Origin of the sequence: Herbiconiux sp. (assembly GCF_023264855.1) — a bacterium.
In the GTDB taxonomy this organism is placed as follows: Bacteria; Actinomycetota; Actinomycetes; order Actinomycetales; family Microbacteriaceae; genus Herbiconiux.
Genome location: NZ_JAHFUW010000021.1, coordinates 1 through 17,815 on the forward strand (window position 1 = coordinate 1; position 17,815 = coordinate 17,815).

At 70.0% G+C, this 17,815-nt stretch carries 20 protein-coding genes; 8 read left to right on the forward strand and 12 right to left on the reverse strand.

Going from position 1 to position 17,815, the window contains the following annotated elements:
- The coding region (locus Q0D75_RS10200; protein WP_366513437.1) for a putative immunity protein at positions 1-294 on the forward strand (294 nt) is incomplete at its 5' end.
- Here Q0D75_RS10200 and Q0D75_RS10205 read toward each other — a convergent pair.
- The 6 genes from Q0D75_RS10205 to Q0D75_RS10230 form a co-directional block, all read right to left on the reverse strand.
- The gene (locus Q0D75_RS10205) at positions 295-942 is read right to left on the reverse strand and encodes a hypothetical protein (protein WP_291052736.1); all 648 of its coding nucleotides are present in this window, start codon (positions 940-942) and stop codon (positions 295-297) included.
- Between the two features lie 70 nt (positions 943-1,012).
- Positions 1,013-2,659, reverse strand: a complete 1,647-nt coding sequence (locus tag Q0D75_RS10210; RefSeq protein WP_291052739.1) for an FAD-dependent oxidoreductase — start codon at positions 2,657-2,659, stop codon at positions 1,013-1,015.
- Between the two features lie 49 nt (positions 2,660-2,708).
- The gene (locus Q0D75_RS10215) at positions 2,709-3,635 is read right to left on the reverse strand and encodes a carbohydrate ABC transporter permease (protein ID WP_291052741.1); all 927 of its coding nucleotides are present in this window, start codon (positions 3,633-3,635) and stop codon (positions 2,709-2,711) included.
- Positions 3,632-4,582, reverse strand: coding sequence for a sugar ABC transporter permease (locus Q0D75_RS10220; protein ID WP_291052743.1), 951 nt, complete (start codon positions 4,580-4,582; stop codon positions 3,632-3,634). The genes Q0D75_RS10215 and Q0D75_RS10220 overlap by 4 nt, the downstream gene beginning before the upstream one ends.
- 14 nt (positions 4,583-4,596) lie before the next feature.
- Positions 4,597-5,943, reverse strand: coding sequence for an ABC transporter substrate-binding protein (locus tag Q0D75_RS10225; protein ID WP_291052745.1), 1,347 nt, complete (start codon positions 5,941-5,943; stop codon positions 4,597-4,599).
- 95 nt (positions 5,944-6,038) lie between these two features.
- On the reverse strand, positions 6,039-7,130 hold the full coding sequence (locus tag Q0D75_RS10230) for a LacI family DNA-binding transcriptional regulator (RefSeq protein ID WP_291052748.1): 1,092 nt from the start codon (positions 7,128-7,130) through the stop codon (positions 6,039-6,041).
- Positions 7,131-7,286: 156 nt separating this feature from the next.
- Here Q0D75_RS10230 and Q0D75_RS10235 point away from each other — a divergent pair, with 156 nt between their 5' ends.
- Positions 7,287-9,380 carry a hypothetical protein gene (locus tag Q0D75_RS10235; RefSeq protein ID WP_291052751.1) on the forward strand — a complete coding sequence of 698 codons (2,094 nt, stop codon included), beginning with the start codon at positions 7,287-7,289 and terminating at the stop codon, positions 9,378-9,380.
- 33 nt (positions 9,381-9,413) lie between these two features.
- On the opposite strand, the gene Q0D75_RS10240 is transcribed toward Q0D75_RS10235, so the two are convergent.
- On the reverse strand, positions 9,414-9,839 hold the full coding sequence (locus Q0D75_RS10240; RefSeq protein ID WP_291052754.1) for a DUF2256 domain-containing protein: 426 nt from the start codon (positions 9,837-9,839) through the stop codon (positions 9,414-9,416).
- An 86-nt stretch (positions 9,840-9,925) separates the two neighbouring features.
- Between Q0D75_RS10240 and Q0D75_RS10245 the strand changes: the two genes are divergently transcribed.
- From Q0D75_RS10245 to Q0D75_RS10265, 5 genes are all read left to right on the forward strand, one after another.
- A complete protein-coding gene (locus Q0D75_RS10245; RefSeq protein WP_291052756.1) occupies positions 9,926-11,071 on the forward strand; it encodes a hypothetical protein in 1,146 nt (381 codons plus the stop codon).
- Between the two features lie 106 nt (positions 11,072-11,177).
- Positions 11,178-12,017 carry a helix-turn-helix transcriptional regulator gene (locus tag Q0D75_RS10250; protein ID WP_291052759.1) on the forward strand — a complete coding sequence of 280 codons (840 nt, stop codon included), beginning with the start codon at positions 11,178-11,180 and terminating at the stop codon, positions 12,015-12,017.
- 105 nt (positions 12,018-12,122) lie between these two features.
- On the forward strand, positions 12,123-13,049 hold the full coding sequence (locus tag Q0D75_RS10255) for an SDR family oxidoreductase (protein WP_291052761.1): 927 nt from the start codon (positions 12,123-12,125) through the stop codon (positions 13,047-13,049).
- 50 nt (positions 13,050-13,099) lie between these two features.
- Positions 13,100-13,288: a hypothetical protein gene (locus Q0D75_RS10260; RefSeq protein WP_291052764.1), complete on the forward strand. Its 189-nt coding sequence runs from the start codon at positions 13,100-13,102 to the stop codon at positions 13,286-13,288.
- Positions 13,289-13,418: 130 nt separating this feature from the next.
- Positions 13,419-13,793, forward strand: coding sequence for a GNAT family N-acetyltransferase (locus Q0D75_RS10265; RefSeq protein WP_291052767.1), 375 nt, complete (start codon positions 13,419-13,421; stop codon positions 13,791-13,793).
- A 136-nt stretch (positions 13,794-13,929) separates the two neighbouring features.
- Here Q0D75_RS10265 and Q0D75_RS10270 read toward each other — a convergent pair whose 3' ends face one another.
- Together Q0D75_RS10270 and Q0D75_RS10275 are read right to left on the reverse strand one after the other, a co-directional pair.
- The gene (locus tag Q0D75_RS10270; RefSeq protein WP_291052769.1) at positions 13,930-14,157 is read right to left on the reverse strand and encodes an RNA-binding S4 domain-containing protein; all 228 of its coding nucleotides are present in this window, start codon (positions 14,155-14,157) and stop codon (positions 13,930-13,932) included.
- Positions 14,154-14,585 (reverse strand): helix-turn-helix domain-containing protein, encoded by a 432-nt coding sequence (locus Q0D75_RS10275; RefSeq protein ID WP_291052772.1) that lies wholly within the window; start codon positions 14,583-14,585, stop codon positions 14,154-14,156. The genes Q0D75_RS10270 and Q0D75_RS10275 overlap by 4 nt, the downstream gene beginning before the upstream one ends.
- Positions 14,586-14,691: 106 nt before the next feature.
- Between Q0D75_RS10275 and Q0D75_RS10280 the strand changes: the two genes are divergently transcribed.
- A complete protein-coding gene (locus Q0D75_RS10280; RefSeq protein ID WP_291052775.1) occupies positions 14,692-15,564 on the forward strand; it encodes an oxidoreductase in 873 nt (290 codons plus the stop codon).
- 68 nt (positions 15,565-15,632) lie between these two features.
- Here Q0D75_RS10280 and Q0D75_RS10285 read toward each other — a convergent pair whose 3' ends face one another.
- The 3 genes from Q0D75_RS10285 to Q0D75_RS10295 form a co-directional block, all read right to left on the reverse strand.
- Positions 15,633-16,469 carry an alpha/beta hydrolase gene (locus Q0D75_RS10285; RefSeq protein ID WP_291052777.1) on the reverse strand — a complete coding sequence of 279 codons (837 nt, stop codon included), beginning with the start codon at positions 16,467-16,469 and terminating at the stop codon, positions 15,633-15,635.
- A gap of 221 nt (positions 16,470-16,690) precedes the next feature.
- On the reverse strand, positions 16,691-17,074 hold the full coding sequence (locus Q0D75_RS10290) for a hypothetical protein (RefSeq protein WP_291052780.1): 384 nt from the start codon (positions 17,072-17,074) through the stop codon (positions 16,691-16,693).
- The gene (locus tag Q0D75_RS10295; RefSeq protein WP_291052783.1) at positions 17,061-17,708 is read right to left on the reverse strand and encodes a nucleotidyltransferase domain-containing protein; all 648 of its coding nucleotides are present in this window, start codon (positions 17,706-17,708) and stop codon (positions 17,061-17,063) included. The genes Q0D75_RS10290 and Q0D75_RS10295 overlap by 14 nt, the downstream gene beginning before the upstream one ends.
- Positions 17,709-17,815: the final 107 nt, after the last annotated feature.

Below are 17,815 nucleotides of genomic sequence, written 5' to 3' on the forward strand. Positions count from 1 at the left end.
CCCGCGGCCAAGGCGGCGGCGTGGGCTGCGGGGCAGGCGGCGGGTGTGGCGCACATGGGCGCGCACGCCCTCGGTGCGGCGGCCTACGCGGCGAAGGCTGCGGCGCTCGCCGCGCCGGAGGAGGGCGGTGCGGCGGAGATCGCCTGGCAGCTCGAGCGCGTGAGCGATCCGGTGCGAGCGGCCCTGAAGTCGTTGCCGCTGCTCGGCACCGATCCGTCGGGCCCTCTCGGTGCGGGGCTGCTCGCATCCGGAGCGCTCGGTGCGAACATCCGCGCGATCCAGGCCGCCCTGTGATCAGCCGCAGTACTCCTTGAGGTTGAGCTCCATGCGGCTGACGTCGATGGTGTTGATGGTCTGGCCGTCGACGCTGGTGAAGTGGATCCAGCTCGTGCCGTCGGTGAGGCGGTACCCGGGCCGGCCGGTGGCATCGTCGAACGCCTCCGCGTCCGGGTAGGCGGCGAGGAGCTCGTCGAAGGTCGAGCCCGCCGCGATGCCGGCGTCGGTGCTGGGCTTCTCGGACAGGTCGAGGTTCTTGCTCGGGCCCGTGGTCGCGACCACGACGAGCGCCGGGTCGGAGCCGCCGCCGACCGCCACCACCCCGCCGTCGAAGAACGAGGCGATCCCCGGCCGGCAGGGCTCTTCGCCCGAGGCGACCTCGTCGAGAACCTCGGCGACGGGGCGGTCGAGCAGAACCGGCCCGATGCCCGAATAGGTGATGTCCCAGGTCGACATGTCGGCCGGGTCGTAGGCGTCGTCGGCCTCAGGCGTCGGTGTCGGTGTCGGCGTGGCCGTCGCGGTGGCCGGGGTCGTCGGCGTGGAGGTGCGTGTCGGCGTGACGGTGGGGCTGGGGCTCGGCGCGGGCGTCTCCCCGACGCATCCGGATGCCGTCAGGGCGATCGCCGCCGCCATCACGATCGCGGCGACCCGCTTGTGTGCCCCCATGACAACTCCTCCGTGCTCGATGAGCCTCACCGTACACGCGGATCTCTTCCGCCCCACCCGGCCCCCGGGCTCAGCGGGCCGTCGTGACGGCCTCGCTGCGGGAGCCGCGGGTGCGGATCTCGTCGCTCCAGGCGAGCGCGATGCCGAGGCGGCCGCTCAGCAGGCGCTGGAAGTCGGCCAGAAGCGCCGCATCCGCGTGCACCGTCGCCGGTTCGAGCGAGCCGCTGGTGCAGAACGCGGCCAGGGCGCCGGCCGCCTCCCCGATCGACCACTCCACCGGGTGTAGCCGGTAGGCGCCGTTCGTGATGTGCGTGCTGCCGATGTTCTTGTTCGCGGCGATCAGATTGGGCACATCGCGCGGGATCAGCGCCCCGAGCGGGATCTGGAACGGGTAGCAGTCGATGTCGACGTACGAGCGCCCGGAGGTCGACGGGTGCAGGTCGATGCGGTAGAAGCCGATGCCCACGCTGTCGTCGAACAGCTCGGAGCCTGCTCCCTCGCCCCGCATCTCGCGGCCGATGTGCTCCTCGGTCACGGTGAAGAGGGCACGGATGCGACGCGACTCCCGAACGTAGACGGCCTTCGCGAGGCCGTCGGCGGTGCCGAGCACGTCACCCCGCAGCATCAGCTCGGGGTAGCCGGTGCCGCCGTCGCTGCGGGGCGCCTCCGTCTGGATCCAGTGCACGAACGACAGGGTCAGGGCCCGGGCCTCGTCGAGCGCCTGCCGCCGGGCGAGGGGCGAGATGCCGGGCCCGACGAGCGGCGAATCCCAGTAGTCGACCTGCGGCCAGTTCACGAGAGTGACGTCGTGGCCCGCCCAGTCGGCGGCCATCATGCGCCGCGACAGGATGCGCCGGTAGTGCCAGAGATCGAGGTCGTCGTTCTCGACCGCATCCTCGGGCCGGCCGGCGAACATCGGCCGTTCGCGCTGCTCGAGCGTGATCGGCTCGATGTCGGTCCAGGAGAGCTGCGGCCCCGGCCAGAAGGAGGGCACGGTGTGCCGGAACCGCTCGTAGCCGGCGGGCCGGTCGACGACGTGGTGCTCGCCGGGCCGCAGCTCGAGCGCAGCGCACCAGGTGACGGCCTGCTGATCGAGCGGGTCGGCGACCTCCGGCGCGTGCAGCTCCCCGGTCTCGGCCGCCGACTCGCTGCCGACGACGTGAGCGATGCCGCCGAGCTCGAGCAGGTCGCCGAGTTCGGTGGCATCGGCCACGATCCCGCCGTGCAGCACCACCTCGTCGCCCGTGCGCCGGTCGACGAGCACCACCTCGGCGATGCGCCCGTCGCCATGGCGGCGCACGGCCACCGGGTCGTGCTCGGTGAGCACGGTGAGCATCCCGGAGGCCTCCAGCGGCGAGGTCATCTCGCGCACGGCCAAGTGCGCCACGCGCGGTTCGTGGCACAGGCGCGACACGAAGCCGGCTCCGGGGTTGAGTGCCACGGTCGCCTGCGCGGCCGACGACAGGGGGTAGTTGCGGCGATAGTGGTCGCGGATGCGCTCCCGTAGCTCGGTGTAGCTCGGCGAGATCGGCTGGCTGTCGATCCACTCGTGCTCGTCGGGTGGCACGCCCTGGCTGGTGAGCTGGCCGCCGAGCCAGTCGCTGGATTCGGTGAGCACGGCTTTCACGCCGAGTCGTGCGGCGGTGACGGCGGCGGCGGTGCCGCCCAGCCCTCCGCCGATGACGACGAAGGGGGCGTGGAGGTGACGGGTGGGCATGGAGGCATCGGCCTTTCGTGGAGGGGGGCGGAGGACGGGTGGGGCCGGGTCAGCCCTTCACCCCGCCGTCGGAGAGCCCGGAGATGAAGCTGCGCTGATTGAAGAGGAACACGATGAGCACCGGCACCGTCGCGATGACGGTTCCGGCCATCAGCGGCCCGTACTGCACGTTGCCGCTGCCGAGGAAGCGGGCGAGCGCGAGCTGCACCGTCTGGACCTCCTGCGAACTCGTGACGACCAGCGGCCACAGGAAGTCGTCCCACACCCCGGTGAAGGAGAAGATGGCGACCACGGCGATGAGCGGCTTGGCCAGCGGCAGATAGACGCTGAAGAAGATGCGCAGCTCGCCGGCCCCGTCCATCCGGGCCGCCTCGCCCAGCTCGAGCGGCGCCGAGGTGAAGAACTGGCGGGCGAGGAAGATGTTCATCGGCATCACGATGTAGGGCAGGATGACGCCGCCGAGCGTGTCGAGCAGCCCACTGCCGCCCTGCCCGAGGATGTCGTTTCCGCCCACCAGCGGGATGCCCCGCGCCATCAGGAAGAGCGGGATCAGGGTGACCGAGATGGGAATCGCGGCCGTGGAGATGAGGGTGTAGAACAGCGCCTTGTTGCCGGGGAACGGCAGCATCGCGAAGGCGTAGCCCGCGAGCACGGCGAGGATGCAGTTGGTCGCGACGGTGACCAGACCCACCACGGCGGAGTTCAGCAGCGCCCGGCCCAGGTCGGCGTCGAAGATCGCCGTCGTGTAGTTGTCGAGGGTGGGGTTGGCGGGGAAGAGCGAGACCGATCCGAACGCCTCCGCCTGCGGGGTGAACGACAGCGACACCACCCAGGCGAACGGCACCAGCACGATCACGGTGACGAGCACGAGCAGGATGACGGATCCCACCCGCCGCTCGCCGGGGGCGTGGCCGCGGCGCATCCGCCGCAGGGCGCTCGCGCGGCGGGTGTCGGTCGATGCGGTCGACGCGGTCATTTCTGCCTCCCCATGACGCCCCGCACCGCGAGCACGGAGAAGCCGATGATGAGAGCGAACAGCACGAACGCCATGGCGGATGCGGAGCCCATCTGGTTGTACTGGAACGCCTCGGTGTAGATCTGGTAGTTCACGGTGGTGGTGCTGCCGAGCGGACCGCCCTGGGTGAGCACGTAGATCTCGGCGAAGCCCTGGGCGAGGTAGATGATGTCCATCGCCACGACGTAGACGAGCATCGGGCGAAGACCGGGCAGGGTCACGTAACGGAAGGTCGCCCAGCGCCCGGCGCCGTCGACCCGGGCCGCCTCGTAGAGATCCTTCGGGATGGACTGCAGGCCGGCCAGCAGCAGCACCATGTTGCTGCCGAGCGCCTTCCAGATGCGCATCGCCGAGACCGCGTTCAGCGCCGAGTCGGAGTCGAGCAGCCAGCTCTGCGCGGGGGCGCCGAAGAAGCCGAGGATCTCGTTGAACAGGCCGGTCTGCGAGTACATCCAGAGCCACACCATGCTCACCGCGGTGAGCGAGACGATGTGCGGCACGTAGAGGGCGGAGCGGAAGAGGCCGACGCCCTTGAACGGGCGGTTGACCAGCAGGGCCAGGCCCAGGGCGAGCACGACGGTGATCGGCAGCACCTGCAGCACATAGCGCCCGGTGACGAGCAGGGCGTTGCCGAAGTCGGCGTCGCCGAGGAGGTCGGTGTAGTTGTCGACGCCCGTGAACTCGGGGCCGGAGCGGCTGAGCGGACTGTAGGTGGTGAACGACAGGATGAGGCCGTACACCACGGGCACGAGCTGGAAGATGAGCACGTAGAGCGCTGCGGGGAGCACGAACACGAGCCCGAAGATGGCGCTGCGGCTCCAGCGCCGGCGGCGGCGAGGCGGTGGGGGAGGGGTCGCCCCGCCCGGCGCGCTGGTGGCGCCGGGCGGAGCGATGGTGGCGGACGTCATCCGGGGTGCCGTCCTCAGCCGTTCGCCGCGAGGATCTTGTCGGCCTCGGCGGCGGCCGCATCGAGGGCTTCCTGCGAGCCCGCCACGCCGTTCAGCGCGCGTTCGAGCTGCTTGTCGAGCGCATCCCGCACCTGCACCCAGCCCACGACGTTGGGATTGGTCTGCAGGTTCCCCGACTGCTCGAGGAACGTGCTGATGATGGGGCTGTTCTTCGCGTAGTCGCTGTCGGCGGCCGAGGCGCGCACCGGGATGGTGCCGGTGCCCTGCGTGTACTCGGTGCTGACCTCGGGCGAGAGCATGTACTCGATGAAGCTCCACGCCAGATCGGGGGCCTCGGAGTCGGCGTTGATCATGAGGCCGGGGCCGGCACCGCCGAAGGCCGCCGGATCGCCGCCCTCGAGCGAGAGCGCCGGCATCACGCGCAGGTCGCGATCGGGCGCGGCGTCGACGATCTGCTGCATCATCGACGGGGCCTGGATGGTCATCGCCGCGGTGCCCTGCACGAGCGGCTGCTGGGCGGCCGGGGCGTTGAGGTAGTCCTCGCCGAGGTTGGCCGAGACGGCGTCGTCGCCGGTGTAGAGGCTCGTGAAGAAGTCGAGCGCCTCGACGCCCTCGCTCGAGGCGAAGGTGGCCTTCGTGCCCTCGTCGTTCACCAGCGAGCCGCCGGCGCCGAACAGGAAGGTGGCGAACGACTGCTGCCGGGCGATGGCCTGGCTCGGGGCGAGGAAGCCCGAGCGGGTGATGGTGCCCGAGCCGTCCCGTTCGGTGAGAGCGTCGGCGTCGGTCTTCAGCTCGCCCCAGGTGGTGGGCGGCGAGTCGGGGTCGAGGCCGGCCGCGGTGAACGCATCCGCGTCGTACATCACGAGGTAGCCCTGCAGCGAGAGCGGCATGAGGTACTGCACGCCGTCGACCTGCCCGCCGGGCAGCGCGGCCGCGAGGTCGTCGCGGTCTTCGGCGCTCATCGCGGCCACGCGGTCGTCGAGGTCGAGGATGCGGTCGTTCACCACGAAGTCGGCGGTGGCGGCCGGCCCGTGCCCGAAGATGTCAGGGGCGGTGCCGGCGGCGAAGGCCGAGTTGAGCTTGGTGGAGATGTCTCCCCAGTCGACGTAGGTCACCTCGACGGTGGCGCCGGTCTCCTTCTCGAAGGCGGGCACGATGGTGTCGGTGACCAGGTCGATCTCCGCCTGGTTGGTGCCGGGGAGCCAGACGCTGAGGGTCTTGTCGCCTCCGTCGTCGGCGGCACCGCCACCGGAGGCGCATCCGGTGAGGGCGAGGGCGGCCGCAGCGCTCAGGGCGAGCAGTGAGCCGGCGCGGCGGGTGAACGGCCTGCGGCCGCGAGGGGGAAGGGAGTGAACGTCCATGTTGTCTCCTTATTCGTATTAGCAGGGTGATGGTGTGCGGTGGTCGGATGGTCGGGGCGGGGTTTCGGTGGGTGGGGCTCAGCGCGTGCGGGTCATCAAAGCGCGATGGTCAGGGGGGAGGCGGCGGATGCGGCCTGTCGCGCCGGAGCGCCGACGGTCTCGGAGGTCGGCGGATCGCAGTGCACCGGCTCGGCGAGCGCCCGCACGGATCCGCTGCCGGAGGCGGAGGGATCGCCTTCCCCGTCGATGACCGCGAGCAGCAGCTCCACGGCGCGACGGCCCATCGCCCGGCGCGGAACCCGCACGTGGCTGAACGGCCCCTCGCCGCGCGGATCCGAGTCGAGGCTGATGACCGAGACATCGGCGGGGGCGGTGAATCCCGCCGAATCCAGCGCCAGGCGAAGGGCGCGGGCGAGGTCGAAGGTCTCGGCGACGATGGCGGTCGCTCCGGCCGCGAGCTGGGCGGTGACCCAGTCGGCGGTCACGTCCGCTGTGTCGCGCACGTCGACCGAGAGCACCTCGAACGCCCCGGTGGCCGCGGTCTCGAACCCCTCGAGGCGCTCGCGCTGGGCGAAGCCGCGGAGCGGGGCCGCGAGATAGGTGACCCGTCGATGGCCGGCCGAGGCCAGCATCCGTACCACCGGCGTCATGGCTGCGGCGTAGTCGGCGGTGACGAACGGGATGGCGACGCCGGCGACCTCGCGGTGGCCGATGAACACGAACGGGAAGCCCTCGTCGGCGAGCCGGGCGATCTCGTCGTCGTTCTTCTCGAAGCCGAGGATAATGGCGCCGTCGGCGAGGCGCATTCGGTTGCTGCCCGAGCCGTAGATGCTGCGGGTGCCGTCGGGCTTCCTGGTGGAGGCGAAGAGCACGAGGTCGAGGCCGCTCTCCACGGCGCGCTCCTCGATGCCGTTGAGGAACTCGCGGTAGTAGTCGTCGGGCGCCGTCGGGAAGACGCGCTCGAAGGTGTGCACGCCGATGAGCCCGCTGCGGCCGCCGCGCAGCGACTGCGCGGCGATGTTGGGCACGTAGCCGAGCTCGGCCATGGCTTCGCGGATGCGCAGCTGGGTTGTCTCGGGGATGCGGTTCGCGCCCGCCCGGTCGTTGAGCACCATCGACACCGTCGCCTGCGACACACCGGCGAGCCGGGCGATGTCGCTCTGGCGGGGGATGCGGGGGCGGTTCACGGTGTCTCCTTCGACTGACTGAGGCGAGCATAAGCGCTGATACGTATAACTCGCAAGCGTGCATCCGAATCCGCCGATCTCGGCGCGCGCTTGTGGTTATACCTATTAGCGGGTAAGAACGCTCTCGACCCGTCACTGACGTTCAAGGAGGAACTCGTGAGATCGAAGAGGTTCATCGCCGGTGCTGCCGTGGCAGCCCTGGCCCTTCTGGGAGGCCTGCTCGTGGCCGCCCCCGCAGCACCGGCCCAGGCGGTCGGCACCACGTACTACGTCGACTCCGCTGCCGGGAACGATGCCAACGGCGGCACCAGTGAGGCGGCACCCTGGAAGACGCTCGCCAAGGTGAACACGCTCACCCCGGGCCCCGGCACGCGCATCCTGCTGAAGGCCGGGGCGGTCTTCACGAACCAGTACCTCGACCTGACCGGGTCGGGCACGGCGGCCGACCCGATCAGCATCGGCCGCTACGGATCGGGTGCCCGCCCGAAGATCGACTTCGGCAACACGGCGGTCGGCGGCGAAGGCTTCGGCGTGCGGGTCACCAACGGCTCGTACTGGACCATCGCCGACCTCGAGATCACGAGCGGGCAGCAGGCCACCTCGATGCGCCGCAACGGCATCCTCATCCTGGGCGCGGGGGCCGGCGGCGGAGCCTTCACGGGCATCCGCATCCTCAACAACTCCGTGCACGACGTGTTCGGCCGCGACCGGAGGACGGGCGGCATCAACATCCACGCCCGGCAGGCCGCGGCCACGGATCCCGAGAGCACCTGGGACGACGTGCTCATCCAGGGCAACACGGTCGACAACGTGGCCGACACGGGCATCCAGACCATGACGGACGCCTACACGACGGGGTCGAGCTGGACGCACACGACGGATGCCTTCACGCACCTCGTCATCCGCCGCAACACCGTGACCCGCATCCACCGCGACGGCATCCTCGTGCGCGCGGGCGTCGATCCGCTGGTCGAGTACAACACCACCGACCGCATCGGGAAGTACACCGATGTCGACACCGCGGTGGTGTCGTACCTGCCCGCGGTCAGTGTGGTCGCGGCCCAGTGGTCGTACTACACCTCGGGCGCCGTGTTCCAGTACAACGAGGCGTCGCGCACGCGCCGCATCGACGGCGACGGGCAGCCGTGGGACTTCGACACGAAGGTCACGAACAGCGTGTACCAGTACAACTACAGCCACGACAACGAGGGCGGCACGCTGCTCATGATGGACCAGACCTCGAACAACGTGTTCCGCTACAACATCTCGCAGAACGACCTCGACCGCTCCAGCGGAGCGTTCAGCATCCCGTTCGGCGGAGGAGCACTGGCCGTTTACAACAACGTGTTCTACCGCTCGCAGGGCCAGACCGGGCTGCTCACCACCTCGAACTCCGCCGGGGTCGCCACGTACACGAACAACATCTTCCACAATGCGGCCTCGGGCACCTATGCGATCGGCGGTGGCGCGGTCTACGCGAACAACACGTTCTTCGGGGCGAACGCCTCGGCCGCACCGCACTCCGGCAAGCTCACGAACGATCCGCAGCTCGCGTCGCCGGGCGGCGCGACCTCGATCACGGATGCGGCCGCCGCCTACTCGCTCGCCTCCACGTCGCCGTCACGCGACTCCGGCGCGGTCGTGGCGTCGAACGGCGGGCTCGACTTCGCCGGGCGAGCGCTCTACCAGGGCACGGCGCCCGACCGCGGGGCGCTCGAGGGCGGTGCGGCGGCGGTGCTCTCGGCCGACACCTTCGAGTCGGGCGGCTTCGGCGGCTGGGCCGCAGTGAGCGGCTCGTGGGCGGCCGGCGGCGTTCCGGGTGCGTTGCGCCAGAGCGGGCTCACGGGCGAGGCCATCGCCTCGGCGGGTTCGACCGCGTGGACCGACTACTCCGCCACCGCGCGCCTCGCCGTCTCGACGCCGGGCGGCAACGCGGGGCTGCTCGTGCGGTACACCGACAGCGCGAACTTCGTGATGCTGCGGCTGAACCTCGGCACGGGTGCGGTCGAGCTCTACACGAAGGTCGCCGGAACCCTCACTCTCGTCGCCTCGCAGCCCGTCGCGGTCGCGCCCGGGCGTCTGGTCTCGCTCCGGGCCGACGTGCGCGGCAGCACGGTGCAGGGCTGGGTCGACGGCCGCTCGGTGATCAGCTGGACGAACCCGGTCGCCGGCCAGCTCGCCGCCGGCAAGGTCGGCGTGCGCTCCGCCGCATCCGCCGCCGTCGTCGACGAGGTCGTCGTGCGGGGGTGACGTGAGCGGATGCCGAGAGGCGGTGCGTGACGTCTACGTCGAAGCGGCGCGGAGGCGGATGCCGACCCGCCCGCGCGCGGCGGACGGATCGACGGGCGCACCGCCCTGCATCCACTCGACGAGCCCTCGGTCGGCGAGCCGTCGAGCGGCCCGGCGCACCTGCTCGCGATGAGCGGCGGCGTCGGTCCCGCCCGAGGGCACGTCGAGGTCGTCGAGGTCTGCAGTCGCTCCGCGGGGACGCCGGCGCAGCATTTCGACGATCAGCTGCTCCAGGTCTCGATCACCGGCCGAGACGCCCCGGCGCCGGCACGTCGCGGAGCAGTACCGCACGTCGTCCCACGACCGGGCCCACTTGGCGCGCCACTCGATGCTCCTCCCGCACGAGGCGCACACCTTCGGCGGAGGCGTCGACCGCTTCCGGCCGGCCGCCTGCCGCCCCGGCGTGCTCGGTCGTGCCATCTTCCCAACCAAGACCGTTGCGCCGTCATCCGCAAGCCGGGCCGGCCGTCCGGGCTGTTCCGGGCCGGACTCGGTACGGTGGAACGGTGGATGCACGATGGCTCACCGCCCCTCGCGCCCGGGTCGCCGAAGCGATGGCGACCCAGCGGCGCACCGCCCGGCCGGCGTGGGTGCCCACCTGGCGGCAGGTGCTGGTGCACGTCACCTGGAGCCTCATGCTCTGGTACTGCTTCATCGTGTTCATGGTCATCGGCATCCGGGTGGACGGCTACGGCGACAACCGCACCGGCCCCGACGACTACCGGGACCTGGCGATCGCGCTGGTCGTTCTGGGGGTCTGGATCGCCGGGGGAGTGCTGCTGCAGCGCTGGTCGAAGCGGCCGCCGTCGCCCCGGGCGCGGCTCGCCGAATGGCGCGAGATCCTCACCGCCCAGGCGAACGGATTCGAGCCGCAGCCGCTTGCGAGCGCGACCCTGCCCGCGCTGATCGCCCAGCCGGCGGGCCGGCCATCCGCGTACCCGCGTTTCATCGCGCGCGGTGACGACCGGATCGAGTTCGGCAACCTCGTCTTCCGCACGGGCCTGCAGGGCAAGCCGGTGACGCGCGGCTACCTCGCCGTCACGCTTCCCGCCGCGCTGCCGCACCTCTACCTCGACTCGCTCGCGAACGGCCGCTCGCCCGGGGACCTGCCCTCGAGCGTCGACGCGCAGCAGCGCCTCTCGCTCGAGGGGGACTTCGACCGGCATTTCGCAGCCTACGCGCCGACCACGTACGGCGCCGATGCGCTCTACGCCCTGACCCCGGATGTGATGGCTGCGCTCATCGACGACGCCTCCACCTTCGACGTCGAGATCATCGACGACCGCGTGATCTTCTCCACACCCACCGCGGCCGACTACGCCGACCCGGCCGCCTGGCAGCGCATCGAGGGCATCCTGGACGGTGTCGCCCTCCGCCTCGCCAGACGCGCCGCCGCTTACCGCGACGAGCGCGTCCCTGTCTCGCGCACCGGTGCCGGTCCCGGTGCCGGCGGCAGCTCCGGCTCGGCGCCGTATGCCCGCCCGGCCCGCCTCATCGGCCCCGACGGCCGCCGCCTCCTGAACGCCTACCGCAGCCGCGGCCCCTGGCCCGTGCTCGCGCGCACGGGCTGGATCCTCGCCCTGATCCTGCTCTACGCCGTCCCCGCGATCTTCGCCTTCGCCGGCTTCATGTCCGTCATCGACGACAAGTGACTCCGCAGGATGCCCCGGCCGCTGAGCCGAGGGGTGGATTCGCAAGTCGTGGATGGCCCGGCCCGGACGCGGTAGAAACGAAGCCTGAGCCGTCGGGAAGGACGTCGTGATCGATCGTGAGGGCCTCGCCGTATTCCTGCGGCACCGGCGTGAGACGCTGCAGCCCGAGGACGTCGGGTTGCACCGGGGTCGGCGCCGGCGAACGGATGGGCTGCGCCGCGAAGAGGTGGCCGCGCTGTGCCACATGTCGACCGACTATTACGCACGCCTGGAGCGGGCCACCGGGCCGCACCCCTCCGAGCAGATGATCGCCTCCATCGCTCAGGGCCTGCATCTCACGCTAGACGAACGCGACCACGTCTTCCGCCTGGCCGGGCATCGGCCGCCGCTGCGGGGCGCGACCAGCGAGCATGTCGGCCCCGGACTGCTCCGCATCCTGGATCGCCTCGACGACACGCCCGCCGAGATCATCACCGAGCTCGGTGAGACCCTGCGCCAGAGTCCGCTCGGGGTCGCCCTGCTCGGAGACGCTTCCCTGCGCACGGGCCCCGACCGCAGCATCGGCTACCGATGGTTCACCGATCCGGCGGCCCGGCAGGCGTACCCGGCCGACGAACAACGGATGCTCTCCCGGGTCTACGCCTCGGGGCTGCGGGAACTCGTCGGTCAGCGCGGTCCGGCCTCGCGGGCCGCGCAGCTGGTCGAGCTGCTCCGCGACAACGACGACTTCCGCAGCGTCTGGGAGGCCCAGGAGGTGGGCATCCGGCCGCCCGAGGTCAAGCGGTTCGCGCATCCGTCGGTCGGGCGGCTCGAGCTGAGCTGCCAGACCCTGCTCGATCCCGAGCAGTCGCACCGGCTGCTGGTGTACACGGCCGCGCCCGGAAGCGAGAGCGCCGAGAAGCTGCGCCTTCTCGGCGTCATCGGCGTGCAGCCGATCGCGCCCTGAGCGGTCGCGGTCTGCGGATCCGTGGATCGGCGGGTCCTGGATGATGCCGCCACCGCGTTCGAGGATGGACGCATCCGCTCCCACCGATCTCGACGAAGGAACCCCATGCCCCGGGACCACGACCTCAGCATCCCCGACCAGAGCGGAAAGCTCGCCGTCGTCACCGGCGCGAGCGACGGCATCGGCGCCGTCATCGCCACCCGCCTCGCCCAGGCCGGGGCCGAGGTGATCATGCCGGTGCGCTCGCCGGCCAAGGGGGAGGCGGCAGCGCAGCGCATCCGTGCCGCCGCCCCCGGGGCAACGGTCAGCACTCGGGTGCTCGACCTGTCATCGCTCGATTCGGTGGCCGGCCTCACCGCCGGGTTGGCGGCGGAGGGGCGCCCGATCGACATCCTGATCACCAATGCGGGTGTCATGCAGCCGCCGCAGCGTCAGGTCACCGCCGACGGCTTCGAGCTGCAGTGGGGTACCAACCACCTCGGTCACTTCGCACTGACGCTCGGACTGCTTCCGCTCCTGCGGGCGGGCCGGGCCCGGGTCACCCACCAGACCAGCGTCGCGGCCCGCAGCGGCGCTCTGAACTGGGACGACCTGAACTCCGACCGCAGTTACGCCGTCATGAAGGCGTACTCGGCGTCGAAGCTCGCGGTCGGCCTCTTCGCCCGGGAGCTGGACGCGCGTAGCCGCGCCGAGGGCTGGGGCATCAGCAGCAACCTCGCACATCCCGGGATCTCGCCCACCAATCTGCTGGCCGCGCAGCCGGGGATGGGGCGCGACCGGCCATCATCCGGTCGACGGCTGGTCGGTCTCCTGTCTCGGGTCGGCGTCGCCGGGACCGTGCATAGCGCGGCGCTGCCCGCGCTCTTGGCCGCGACGGGCACCGATTCCCTCGGCGACCAGTTCTTCGGCCCCAAGCGCACGGCCGGAGGCCCGCCCGCTCGGCTGGAGTTCTGGCCGCCGTTGCAGAACCTGCACGACGCGAAGCGGCTCTGGGAGGTCTCGGAGACCCTCGTCGGGCTGCGAGCGCAGTAGCGGTCGAGCGCCTACGTGATGAAGCCCGGCCAGTGGAGTACCATCCCCGTATGACCACACCACAAGCACTCGTCCGTCCAGACGACCGTGTTCGGGAAGTCATCGGCACTGACGGTTTGACTGATGAAGAGCGAGCCGAGTTCGAGGCCGCCTATCACGTGGGGGTCGGTCGTAAGACACTGAGTGCAGGCGAGAAGAGCGCCTTCGCACTCTGGCTTTCGCGGCGTGCAGCATCCTGAGAGTCTCGACTGGATAGTCGGCGCGCGCGAACATGCTGCGGCGCTGCAGCGATTCACTTGTGCAGAGCCAGCGCGAGCTGCCTACTCGACGTAACGCGGACGATTTCACCCGTGTCCCTGGGAACTCGAGGTGCAGGCCGGCATCCGAAGTCTGAAACCGCCCCTCCCGCCGAGCGAGGGGTTGCTGCTGGGGATGGACGTCGACGGCGAGATCGCCGCGGTCGCGCGGATGTCGTTCGACCTTGACGGCCAGCAACTGCTCATACTCGCGGTCGCAACGCAGGCCGATCGCCGCAATCGAGGGTATGGGCGCGAAGCCCTCCGCAGGTCGTTGGCAGTTCTCGCCGCGACGAAGGCCGAATATGAAATGGACTGCGCCGTGTGGGCTCGCATCCACCGGGAGAATCGACCCAGTCAGCGCATCTTCGGTGCGGCGGGGTTCGAGAACCTGGGTGCCGTCGACGCCGGCGACCTGGAGGTCTGGGTTCAGATGTTCAGCGCGTGAGTTGCGATCGAGCCGCGAGTGGCTCGTCGGTTACTCATAAAGTCGATGACTCCAAATTATGAGTAACTCAGTTACTCATAATTTCTGGTCACCTATCTTGATTTCTGGTCACCTATCTTGCGAGTAGCTCGGGCGCTCAGGGGCGGACGCGGGCCGTGCGGCCGTCGAAGGCGACGACGTCGCCGAGCTGCAGCTGGCGGCCGCGGCGGCGGTCGACCTCGCCGTTCACGGTGACGTAGCCATCGATGATGGCCTCTTTGCCGAGGCCCCCGCTGTCGAGGAGGCCGGCGAACTTCACGAACTGACCGAGGCGGATGCTCTCCCCGCCGATCGAGACGTCGTCGATGGGGTCTGGCTTCGTCATGCCGGAATTGTACGCGCGTCGAACCGGTCCTGATGTGCGGCGACGTCGTCGCGGTGCGCCTCCGACCAGAGCTTGAGCTGCCGCACGGTGCCGTGCAGGGAGAGCCCGAGGTCGGTGAGCTCGTACGAGACCGTCACGGGCACCGTGGCGACGACGGTCCGGGTGACCAGGCCGTCGCGTTCGAGCGACTTGAGGGTCTGCGACAGCATCTTGGGGCTCACCCCGGCGAGCACGCGCGCGAGCTCGGAGTAGCGCATGGGCCGAGGCTCACCGGTGCAGTCGGGGCCGCTGCCCAGCGCGGACATCACGAGGGTCACCCACTTGCCCGAGACGCGGGCCAGCACCTGCTGGCTCGGGCAGGCGGCCAGGAATGCGTTGTACTGCGTCTTCGCCTCGGCCTTCTTCTCGGCCGCCGTCATCGTCGCCATGGTTCTCCTCGCGGTATCAACGCACTTGCGGGTAACTACTACCGAACAGATAGTACGTCGTCGAGAGTGGAAGGCGACCACCTGAACAACGCCCCGAAAGGCACACATGACCACCGCAGCATCCGATCTCCCCGGCGGCACCTGGACCCTCGGCGACACCACCGTCACCCGCTTCGGCTACGGCGCGATGCAACTCGCCGGCCCGTGGGTGCTCGGCCCGCCGAAGGATCACGACGGCGCGCTCGCCGTGCTGCGCGAGGCCGTCTCGCGCGGCATCTCTCATATCGACACCGCCGAGACGTACGGTCCGCGGGTGGTGAACGAGCTGATCCGCGAGGCACTGCACCCGTACGGCGAGAACCTCTTCATCGCGACCAAGGCCGGCGGCCGTCGCGACGCCGAGGGCGGCTGGCCGAGCGCCCGCACGCCCGACGAGCTCCGTCGGCAGATCGACGACAACCTCGAGACGCTCGGTGTCGACGCGCTCGATCTGGTGCACCTACGCCTCGGCGACGCGAGCGGGCCCGTGCCCGAGCGCATCGCCGAGGCCTTCGAGACCCTCGTCGACCTGCAGCGGCAGGGTGGGATCCGGCACCTCGGCGTCAGCAACGCCACGGCGGAGCAGGTGGAGGAGGCGCAGTCGATCGCTCCGATCGTGTCGGTGCAGAACGGCTACAACCTCGCTCGGCGCCACGACGACGCCCTGATCGACCGGCTCGCCGCCGACGGCGTGGCCTACATCCCGTTCTTCCCGCTCGGGGGCTTCACACCGCTGCAGTCGGAGGCGCTCTCCGCGGTCGCGGCCCGGCTCGGCTCGACACCCCTGTCGGTCGCGCTGGCCTGGTTGCTTCAGCGCTCGCCGAACATCCTGCTCATCGCCGGCACGTCATCCGTCGCCCACCTGCGGGAGAACATCGCCGGAGCCGGCCTCGCGCTCTCCGAGCAGGATGTCGCCGTGCTCGACGCCATCGCGGGCTGACGCGGCGAAGGAGCGACGAAGGCGCACCCAGGAGATCCCGGGTGCGCCTTCATTCGTGCCGGTGAGGCCTACTGCTGGATGAATGCCAGCAGGTCGGGGTTGATGACGTCGGCATGCGTCGTCAGCATCCCGTGGGGGTAGCCCTCGTAGATCTTGAGGGTGGAGTTGCTCAGCAGCTCGTGCTGCTTCAGCGCGGCATCCTTGTAGGGAACGACCTGGTCGTCATCGCCCTGCGTGACCAGAACCGGAACGGTGATCGCCTTGAGGTCGTCGGTCTGGTCGGTCTCGGAGAACGCCTTGATGCCCTCGTAGTGCGCCAGCGCGCTGCCCGTCATGCCCTGGCGCCACCAGTTGGCGATCACGGGTTCGGAGGGTGTCACGCCCTCGCGGTTGAACCCGTAGAAGGGCCCGGATGCCACGGCCTGGAAGAATTCGGCGCGGTTGCCCGCCAGAGCGCTGCGGAAGCCGTCGAAGACGGAGAGGGGAGTGCCCTCGGGGTTCGCGTCGGTCTGCACCATCAGCGGGGGGACGGCCGACACGAGGACGGCCTTCGCGACGCGCCCCTGGGGCTCGCCGTACCGGGCGACGTAACGCGCGACCTGGCCACCACCGGTGGAGTGACCGATGTGCACGGCGTTCCGCAGGTCGAGGTGCTCGACCACCGCGTTCACGTCGCTGGCGTAGTGGTCCATGTCGTGGCCGGTGCCGATCTGCGACGAGCGCCCGTGGCCGCGCCGGTCGCTCGCGACGACCCGGTAGCCGTGGCCCAGGAAGAAGAGCATCTGGGCGTCCCAGTCATCCGACGACAGCGGCCAACCGTGATGGAAGACGATGGGTTGGGCGTCGGCGTCGCCCCAGTCTTTGTAATAGATCTCTGCGCCATCGTCCGTGGTCACAAACGGCATGATCAACCTCCGTGTTCAGGTCTGCCTCGAGCTGCGCACGGGGCGACGATCGGGTGGAACCTCTCCCCGCGTCAGCGACGAGTGCCTCAAATCTATGCTCGAAGGCGCCGCCACGCTCCGGTGCCGCCGCGATCTCGCACGAATGTGCAGACGCTGTTCACCCACCGTCTCGCGGAGGCGGCCGCATTCCCGGCTCCGCGAGCCCGCGAGCGGTCGCGGTGTCAGGCGGCGCGCGCGGTTTCAGAGAGGTACTGCATGGCACGCACGGCGCGCGTCACGTTGCTCGGCGACATCGTGTCGTGCCCGTACCCCGCGCGCGTCTTGAGCGAGAGGAGTGTCGACAGATGCCTCGCCGACGCGGCGTCGGCGCGCCGCAGATGCTCGATGGCTTCGTGATGGTTTCCGCTCTGCCAGTAGTAGCCGAGACGGCGCAGACAGATCACATCCGAAGCGGCGATGCCCGCGTGCACCGCGAGGGTCACGACGGCGTCGCGCAACTCGTCGTCGTCGGCGAGGGCGAGGATGATCTCTGCCGCCTCGACGAACTGCACCATCTTCGTGGTGCGCCCGTAGAGCGCGCCGGGATCGCGATCAACGCGCGGCATGGCCGGTCTTCGCCCGGGAGCCGCGACGCAGACGGCTTCGGAAGCCCGCAGCGTCTCCCGCCACCGTGACGCCGTCTCGGGCGATGTCGGCGAGTACGCGTTGATCGGCCATCGTGCCCGACACTTCTTCTTCGCCGTAGACGAGTGGTCGGACGTCGTTGCCCGTGAGACGCGACACCTGCCAGGCGAGCGAATCCGCATCGACATCGAATCGATCATGGTCGGCCCGCTTCGGCCGCTCGAGGAAGATGTCGATGTCGCTGTCGTCGCGCATCGTGCCGGTCGCGGCGGAGCCGAACACCGCTGCGTAGATCGGCGGATCGGCGAATGTCTCCGTGATCAGCGTCGTGACTCGTTCCCACAGTCTGCCCTTGGCGCCGACGACTTCCCGGATGGCCGGAGCGAGGATGTGCTCGCCGTTGAAGGAGTAGAGCGTGAGCTTGCCCGCCGGGCTCGCTCGCACCGTGCCCTGCGCACTCAGCCGTAGGACGCAGCTGCGCACGCCTGCATAGGAGTTCTCGGTCGACCGCGCGATCTCCGCGATACTCATCGGCCCGTGTGCCCGCACCAGTGCGTCGAGAACGGCGCCGTCGAGCGAACGCGTGATCGCCAGAAACGGAGACTGGAGCTGCATGTCAACCTCACACTATTTCATCAGATGTGATGATTTTCCGATACATCTAGTGAAATAGCAACACAATGTGTCTTCCCGTGTGAGCGCTCTCCGCTACCAGGCCCTCT

What these genes read in the sequence shown, in the direction of transcription:
- Q0D75_RS10280 (WP_291052775.1), top strand. Translation starts at nt 14,692, where the DNA reads ATGACCACCGCAGCATCCGATCTCCCCGGCGGCACCTGGACCCTCGGC.
- Q0D75_RS10255 (WP_291052761.1), top strand. Translation starts at nt 12,123, where the DNA reads ATGCCCCGGGACCACGACCTCAGCATCCCCGACCAGAGCGGAAAGCTC.
- Q0D75_RS10220 (WP_291052743.1), bottom strand. Translation starts at nt 4,582, where the DNA reads ATGACGTCCGCCACCATCGCTCCGCCCGGCGCCACCAGCGCGCCGGGC.
- Q0D75_RS10260 (WP_291052764.1), top strand. Translation starts at nt 13,100, where the DNA reads ATGACCACACCACAAGCACTCGTCCGTCCAGACGACCGTGTTCGGGAA.
- Q0D75_RS10205 (WP_291052736.1), bottom strand. Translation starts at nt 942, where the DNA reads ATGGGGGCACACAAGCGGGTCGCCGCGATCGTGATGGCGGCGGCGATC.
- Q0D75_RS10290 (WP_291052780.1), bottom strand. Translation starts at nt 17,074, where the DNA reads ATGCCGCGCGTTGATCGCGATCCCGGCGCGCTCTACGGGCGCACCACG.
- Q0D75_RS10285 (WP_291052777.1), bottom strand. Translation starts at nt 16,469, where the DNA reads ATGCCGTTTGTGACCACGGACGATGGCGCAGAGATCTATTACAAAGAC.
- Q0D75_RS10275 (WP_291052772.1), bottom strand. Translation starts at nt 14,585, where the DNA reads ATGGCGACGATGACGGCGGCCGAGAAGAAGGCCGAGGCGAAGACGCAG.
- Q0D75_RS10215 (WP_291052741.1), bottom strand. Translation starts at nt 3,635, where the DNA reads ATGACCGCGTCGACCGCATCGACCGACACCCGCCGCGCGAGCGCCCTG.
- Q0D75_RS10240 (WP_291052754.1), bottom strand. Translation starts at nt 9,839, where the DNA reads ATGGCACGACCGAGCACGCCGGGGCGGCAGGCGGCCGGCCGGAAGCGG.
- Q0D75_RS10225 (WP_291052745.1), bottom strand. Translation starts at nt 5,943, where the DNA reads ATGGACGTTCACTCCCTTCCCCCTCGCGGCCGCAGGCCGTTCACCCGC.
- Q0D75_RS10270 (WP_291052769.1), bottom strand. Translation starts at nt 14,157, where the DNA reads ATGACGAAGCCAGACCCCATCGACGACGTCTCGATCGGCGGGGAGAGC.
- Q0D75_RS10295 (WP_291052783.1), bottom strand. Translation starts at nt 17,708, where the DNA reads ATGCAGCTCCAGTCTCCGTTTCTGGCGATCACGCGTTCGCTCGACGGC.
- Q0D75_RS10210 (WP_291052739.1), bottom strand. Translation starts at nt 2,659, where the DNA reads ATGCCCACCCGTCACCTCCACGCCCCCTTCGTCGTCATCGGCGGAGGG.